We start from the raw sequence: 4,760 nt of genomic DNA, 5'->3' as shown, positions 1-4,760 counted from the left end.
TGTTCAAATGGCGATTCAGCGTTTAATTGGTTTTGGGAAAAAAGAAGAGTTTAAGGAAATTTTGGCAATTTTAAGAAAGCAGAATCCTGATAGGATAAGGGTTCTGTGAAATTTGTCGTGTACAGAGAATAATATTAATAAAAAATAAGGATAAATTTATGGAAAAAACTTTTATGGAAGCAATGGATTTTAGACATGCTTGTAAAATATTTGATGAGACAAAAAAGATAAAAGATGAAGATTTAAACTATATTTTAGAAGCAGGGAGAAAATCTCCTAGCTCTTTTGGGCAAGAGCCATGGAAGTTTTTGGTAATTACAAAAGTATAGCCTGAATTAGCCCTCGATTTTACATCTTGGAACCATGGCCCCCCCCTTTTTTAGGAAAAGGATGACCTTCGGTCTCTCTATTTAAAGGAAATCTTCACGCCTTTTTGTCGGATTCGGCTGAAATTTACGGGACGGTCTTATTTAAGAATGTATGGCTTAATGTTGCGAAAGAAGTTGATTTCCTCCCAATGGTTTTTAAAACCCTGCTTTATAATATCCTCTCTTATTGACCATAAGTACTCTTTTAGGTATATCGTCATTTGGTGCGCTTCATCAATTATATTAGGTGCAGACAGCGAAATGGCATTTTCTTTTCGCTGTACCTCTGAGATAATATGATTTAATGAAGATACCATTTCGTATTTAGTTTACAATATTTCCTTTTATAAAAGAAAATTGCGTAGTATGATTATTAAAAAACACCAAAAGATGTTATTCAAAGAACACATTGATATTAGCTTCAATCTCTAAACCGTTGATTTGGAAATACATAATACCCTATTTGTTCATTCTTTTGTTATTTGTTGTATGTTGCGTTATTCCATCAATAATTTTATTCCAATCTTCGAAATGTAGTTCGTGTCCGGTTCCATCAAGCGTTATTAGTTTTGAGCCGTTTATCTTTTCAAGTAAAACTGCTGAATTCTTAAAATGCCATATTTTATCGTCCGTTCCGTGTACAATTAAGGTTGGCTGATTGATTTCGCTCAATCTGTTCCAGTATTCTTCACCACCTTGCAGTGCCGCATGATTGAACATACTTATATAGTTATTAGCTCTTTTAAATTCGGCTCTAATCAGTTTTTCACTTCTTTGTTTGTCAAATTGTTTCCTGCCGCTCATCAATTCAGCACCTTGAATTAAATAATTTGCCACACTGTCTTCATTTGTCCAATCTACGGTTTCAGCTTTTCCGTGAAAATCTAAAATACGCGTATCCATTTCAGGAATTGTGGGGTCTGAGTCGCCCCAAGGACCTGATGAGATTAGTGTTATTGAACTTACCCTGTCGGCATATTTTATTGATGCTATTTGAGAAATCAGTCCGCCCAGTGAAATTCCCACAAAATTGGCTTTGACTATTTTATAGCCGTCCAAAATTGAAATAGCATCATGGGTTAAGTCAACAATATCATAGGGGGTTGAACCCGGTTCGTAATTAGTAGATTTTCCTACGTCCCTATTGTCGTAGCGAATAACAAAAAATCCCTTTTCAGATAGTTTCTGGCAAAATTCAGCATCCCAATACAACATGGATACCGTTGCTCCCGCAATCAAGAGTATTGCCGGATCTTTTTCACATCCAAAACTTTCGGTAAAAAGTCTTATTCCGTTTTTTTTAACTATTTTCTCTTTCATTTCCTCGCCTTTCTGTTTTATAGATTCATTAGTTTTTGGAACGAAAAGTCGAGGCTGAACATTTCCGTTTCGTTTATTATTGATTCTGCCTGTGCTTCTCTTCCATAAGCAAACATTTGCTGTTCATAATTTTCAATAGCCTCTTCAATGCTGTTAAATTTCCCATTGGTCAGATTATCCGACAATATCAAGGCATCCATCAACCCACTGTTTACGCCTTGTCCTGCAAAAGGAGGCATCAAATGAGCAGCATCTCCAATCATCGTTATGGGTAATGGACGCTTACTTTTCCAAGACTTATCTAAGGGAAATAGATTTAAAACCTTTGAAAGTAAGTGTATTAAAGGAGATTTTAAAAGATTACAACTCTTATTCAAATAAAAATTTACTTGATTTTTATTTGCTAAGTGGTGGAGTTGCAAAATATATAGAACTATTTATCTTAAACAGTAGTTTTGATTTAAAATCTATGATAGATACAATTATTGATCCAAACTCAATATTTTTGGAAGAGGGAAAAAATAGACTTATTGAAGAGTTTGGAAAAGAGTATGGAACATATTTTTCTATTTTAGCTTTAATCTCTGATTCAAAAACATCAAGAAGTGAAATAGAATCAATTTTGGAAAGAAATATTTCAGGACATTTATCACGACTTGAAAATGACTATAACATCATAAAATCAATTAAACCAATAAATGCTAAACCAAACTCAAAAGTACAAAAATATGAGATAGTTGATAATTTTTTATCCTTTTGGTTTAGATTTATTTTTAAATACCAATCACTAATCGAAGCTGAAAATTTCGATAGATTAAAAGAGATTATCTATAGAGATATCTCAACTTTTCAAGGAAAATTCCTTGAAAAACTTTTTGTGGAACTCTTAAAAGAGAAACAAACTTTCACTTCTATTGGCTCATATTGGGAGAGAAATAATCAAAATGAGATAGATATAGTTGCTATCGATGATATTGATAAGAAACTTCTAATTTGTGAAGTAAAACTAAATGAAAAACGGATAAACTATCAGGCTTTAGTTTTGAAATCTCAAAAATTAATTCAAGAGTATAAAGATTATGAGATAGAGTATAGGCTTTTATCGATAAAAGATATTTAAAATTAGAAAAACAGATAATAGCTGGTGCTAGAGTGGTTGCTAGGGTAATTACTCTAATTTCAAGTTGGTGCAAGTGGTTTTTGCAAACTTTGTATAAAGCCTTAATCGATATAAAAGTTAAGTTTGATTATATATAATTGTTGAATAATTTAAAAGGAGTACAAAATGAAAAAAGTTTTAATTTTAAATGGACACCAATATTATGAAAATGTTGCAAAAGGTGAATTAACTGAAAAGATTTTAGAAAAAGCGACACAATTTTTCAAAGAAAATAACTTTCTTATAAAATATACAAATATAGATAAGGGTTACGATATAAAAGAGGAGTGTGAGAAGTTTGAGTGGGCTGATTATGTGTTGTTTCAATATCCTGTTTATTGGATGGGTGTTCCTTGGATTACAAAAAAATATTTCGATGAGACTTTTACTCAAGGAAGACACTATGCAAACGACGGAAGAAGCAAAAACGATGATAGCAAAACTTATGGAAGTGGTGGATTACTAAAAGGCAAAAAATATATGCTAAGCTTGACATATAATTGTCCAAAAAGTGAGTTTAACAATCCTGATGGTTTTTTTGATGGATTATCACTAGATGAAGCAAATGTTGCTACTCATAAAACTTTTCAATTTGTTGGATTAGAACCTTTAAAACTTACTCTATGCATGATATTTTTAAAGGAGATTTGGATTTAAATAAAGAGTTAGCTAAATTTGAAGATACTTTAAGAGAGAATTTTAAGTTTAGTGTATATATAATTTGATATATTTAATTTAAGGAGCTATAATGAGTTTATTATTAAACAAAGGTAAAATAGGTGATTTGGAACTAAAAAATAGAGTTGTAATGCCACCTATGTGTATGTATAAAAGTGATAATAGTGGAGAATTAAAAGATTTCCATATGTTTCACTATACTTCAAGAGCAATGGCTGATGTTGGTTTAATTATTGTTGAACCAGCATCAGTTGAGCCAAAAGGAAGAGTTTCATCTTTTGAATTAGGACTTTGGGATGATTCTTTAATTGAAAATCATAAAAAAATGAATGAGAAGTTACACTTATTTGGAGCAAAAAGTTCTATACAATTAGCTCATGCAGGAAGAAAATCTGAAGTTGTTGATGATATTTGTGTAGCTCCAAGCTCAATTGCTTTTAGTCAAAAATCACCATATAAAGTTCCAAAAGCGTTAAGTCTTGAAGAGATAACAAAAATAAAAGAGTTGTTTGTAAATGCTGCAATTAGAGCCGAAAAAGCAAATTATGATTCAGTAGAACTTCACGCTGCTCATGGATATTTGTTGTGTGAATTTTTATCACCTTTAACAAATAAAAGAGATGATATTTATGGTGGAAGTTTAGAAAATAGGTGTAGATTAGTAATTGAAACTGCAAAAGAGATAAAAAATAGGGTAAAATTACCCCTTATTGTTAGAATTAGTGCTGATGAATGGATGCAAAATGGATGGAATATAGAAGACTCTATTTATTTATGTAAAGAGTTAGAAAAAGTTGGAGTTGATTGTATTCATGTTTCAAGTGGTGGAAATATAGAAAATCCAGATAAGATACCAAAAATTGAACCATTTTATCAAGCTAATTGGGCAAAAGAGATTAAAAAAAGTGTAGATATTCCTGTTATTGCTGTTGGTTTAATAACAACAGCAAAAGAGGGTGAATATCTTCTTGAAAATAGTTTTTGTGATTTTGTTGCATATGGAAGAGAGTTGCTTAAAAATCCAAATCTTGTATTTTATGCTGCAAATGAACTAAACGAAAAAGAGAAAATTAATAGCTCTTATGCAAGAGCATTTTTAAAATAATATTCTCTGTACACGACAAAAATAGATAACTCATTGAAATAATGTCACAATAATTGTTTTCTAACGACGAATACTATGACACATCTCAATGAGTTATATCTTATCTTAAACAAATCTCTAAAATGGAACA

The 4,760-nt window shown here is 31.2% G+C and carries 5 protein-coding genes and 1 pseudogene; 4 read left to right on the top strand and 2 right to left on the bottom strand.

Annotated elements, in window-relative coordinates:
* Positions 1 to 158: 158 nt before the first annotated feature.
* Entirely contained in the window at positions 159 to 329 is a 171-nt protein-coding gene (locus FTU66_RS13340) for a nitroreductase family protein (protein ID WP_218944955.1), read from the top strand.
* A 498-nt stretch (positions 330 to 827) separates the two neighbouring features.
* Here FTU66_RS13340 and estT read toward each other — a convergent pair whose 3' ends face one another.
* On the bottom strand, positions 828 to 1,688 hold the full coding sequence (gene estT, locus FTU66_RS13335; protein WP_077782102.1) for a macrolide hydrolase EstT: 861 nt from the start codon (positions 1,686 to 1,688) through the stop codon (positions 828 to 830).
* A 17-nt stretch (positions 1,689 to 1,705) separates the two neighbouring features.
* A pseudogene (locus FTU66_RS13330) lies at positions 1,706 to 2,002 on the bottom strand (FAD-dependent oxidoreductase); the annotation flags it as partial.
* Here FTU66_RS13330 and FTU66_RS13325 point away from each other — a divergent pair.
* The 3 genes from FTU66_RS13325 to FTU66_RS13315 all read left to right on the top strand — a co-directional run bounded on the left by FTU66_RS13325 (position 1,963) and on the right by FTU66_RS13315 (position 4,630).
* Positions 1,963 to 2,808, top strand: a complete 846-nt coding sequence (locus FTU66_RS13325; protein ID WP_169538917.1) for a DUF234 domain-containing protein — start codon at positions 1,963 to 1,965, stop codon at positions 2,806 to 2,808. The pseudogene FTU66_RS13330 and the gene FTU66_RS13325 sit on opposite strands and share 40 nt — an antisense overlap.
* Positions 2,809 to 2,973: 165 nt before the next feature.
* Complete coding sequence (locus tag FTU66_RS13320; RefSeq protein WP_218944953.1) at positions 2,974 to 3,504, top strand: NAD(P)H-dependent oxidoreductase; 531 nt, start codon at positions 2,974 to 2,976, stop codon at positions 3,502 to 3,504.
* Positions 3,505 to 3,595: 91 nt separating this feature from the next.
* The gene (locus FTU66_RS13315) at positions 3,596 to 4,630 is read left to right on the top strand and encodes a tRNA-dihydrouridine synthase (protein ID WP_169538918.1); all 1,035 of its coding nucleotides are present in this window, start codon (positions 3,596 to 3,598) and stop codon (positions 4,628 to 4,630) included.
* Positions 4,631 to 4,760: the final 130 nt, after the last annotated feature.

Origin of the sequence: Acinetobacter sp. YH12131, assembly GCF_013418635.1 — a bacterium.
Taxonomy (GTDB): Bacteria; Pseudomonadota; Gammaproteobacteria; order Pseudomonadales; family Moraxellaceae; genus Acinetobacter; species Acinetobacter towneri.
Note: the sequence above shows the minus strand (reverse complement) of the source record. Positions and strands in the feature narration are given on the sequence as shown.

Excerpts from the sequence above, each read along its gene's own strand:
- FTU66_RS13340 (WP_218944955.1), top strand. The coding sequence starts at position 159 with ATGGAAAAAACTTTTATGGAAGCAATGGATTTTAGACATGCTTGTAAA.
- estT (WP_077782102.1), bottom strand. The coding sequence starts at position 1,688 with ATGAAAGAGAAAATAGTTAAAAAAAACGGAATAAGACTTTTTACCGAA.
- FTU66_RS13325 (WP_169538917.1), top strand. The coding sequence starts at position 1,963 with ATGGACGCTTACTTTTCCAAGACTTATCTAAGGGAAATAGATTTAAAA.
- FTU66_RS13320 (WP_218944953.1), top strand. The coding sequence starts at position 2,974 with ATGAAAAAAGTTTTAATTTTAAATGGACACCAATATTATGAAAATGTT.
- FTU66_RS13315 (WP_169538918.1), top strand. The coding sequence starts at position 3,596 with ATGAGTTTATTATTAAACAAAGGTAAAATAGGTGATTTGGAACTAAAA.